A 1,705-nucleotide genomic window follows, 5' to 3' on the forward strand; every position below is an offset into this window, starting at 1 on the left:
GGCTTTTTCATAATGAATGTAGAAAATATGGTGATAGAGAAACCTGATACAGCGCAAATTATTTTTGAAAAAAGATGGTAATATTTATTAAATTATGTAATATGCAACATTTTATCATTTGATTGAAATCAGGAGCGATTATGCTGTCTATTTTAAAATCCAAGCCCGGCAAGCCCGTGCCGGAGGCGGAGGTATTGGAGCGTTACAACCGTTTACGTTGGCACGCGCTGTTCGGGATTTTCATCGGCTACGCGGCGTATTACATTTTACGCAACAATTTCCTGCTCTCGTCGCCCGAGCTGATTGCCGAATTCGGCTTTACCAAAAAAGACATCGGATTTATCTCCGGCACCATGCTCATTGTGTACGGTATCAGCAAGGGCGTGATGTCGGCATTGGCGGATAAATCCAATCCCAAGCACTTCATGATTTTCGGCTTGGTGATGTCGGCCATTGTCAACCTGATGATGGGCTTTTCCGCTTCGTTTTGGATTTTCCTGCTGCTGTGCATTTTGAACGGTATTTTCCAAGGTATGGGCGCAGGGCCGGCTTATGTGGTGCTGGCCAGCTGGTTTCCGCGCAAATCGCGTGGCGTGACTACCGCGTTTTTCAATATTTCCCACAACGTCGGCGGCGGCCTGATTGCGCCGATTTCCGGCGCGGCAGTGGCCTGGCTGGGTACGGAACACTGGCAGGCGGCGCATTTTATCGTGCCTTGCGCGATTGCGGCGGCGGTGGCGCTGGTGTTCTATATTTTCGGCGCGGGCCGTACCTACAACGAGGGTCTGCCGCCGATGAACCGGATTCTGAACAACCAAAATGAAGAATTGGTGGTAACGAAAGAAGAAAACGTTGATTTGACCACTTGGCAGATTTTCAAAGAATACATCGTCAAAGACATCAATGTCTGGTTCGTATCGTTTATCGACGTATTCACCTATATGATCCGTTTCGGCGTGCTGACTTGGCTGCCGCTCTACCTTTTGGAAACCAAAGGCTTCAGCAAAGGGCAGATGGCGGCGGCGTTCGCCATTTTCGAATGGGCGGCGATTCCGTCCACGCTGCTGGCGGGTTGGGTGACCGATACTTATTTCAAAGGCAAACGCATGCCTTTGTCGATGATGACGCTGGTCGGCGTCGGCATTGCGATTTTCGCTTACTGGGGCGGTAATGATTTGGTCACCGTTACCATCGGTGCGGGCGTAGTCGGCTGTTTGATTTATGTGCCGATGTTTCTGTCGTCGCTGCAAACCATCGAACTTGTGCCTTCTTTTGCCGCAGGTTCGGCCACCGGTTTGCGCGGTTTGCTCAGCTATGTATTGGGCAGCTTCTCCGGTACGGCACTGTTCGGCATTCTGGCGGAACGCTACGGCTGGGACGCAGGCTTCTATCTGCTGCTGTTTGCCGTCGTTGCCTGTATTTTCTGCTGCTACATGACCCACCGCGGCGTGATGAAGCTGGAGCGTGAAAAAGCCGCCGCGCAATAAGGGCATTTGTTGTTTGAAAGCAGTTTGACTCAATCAAAAGCCGTCTGAAAATAAGGATTTTCAGACGGCTTTTTTACAGGAACCGTCGCTTTACTGTAAGGCAAAGAACATGGCTTAATAAAAGGTTTCTCTCACTCTATGAATGAGCGACGGGTTTCGTGAACGGCATTTTTCCTTTGAGGACCAGATGCTCGTCCGACAGCCGTAGCAGAAATGAC

Annotated in this window: 1 protein-coding gene; it reads left to right on the top strand. The window is 50.2% G+C overall.

All coding sequences use genetic code 11. The features are described 5' to 3' along the window. Nucleotides 1-140 precede the first annotated feature (140 nt). Nucleotides 141-1,487, top strand: coding sequence for an MFS transporter (locus BDE01S_RS10370; protein ID WP_066081255.1), 1,347 nt, complete (start codon nucleotides 141-143; stop codon nucleotides 1,485-1,487). The last annotated feature ends 218 nt before the right edge of the window (nucleotides 1,488-1,705 follow it).

This window comes from Bergeriella denitrificans NBRC 102155 (assembly GCF_001592185.1).
GTDB classification, from domain to species: Bacteria; Pseudomonadota; Gammaproteobacteria; order Burkholderiales; family Neisseriaceae; genus Neisseria; species Neisseria denitrificans.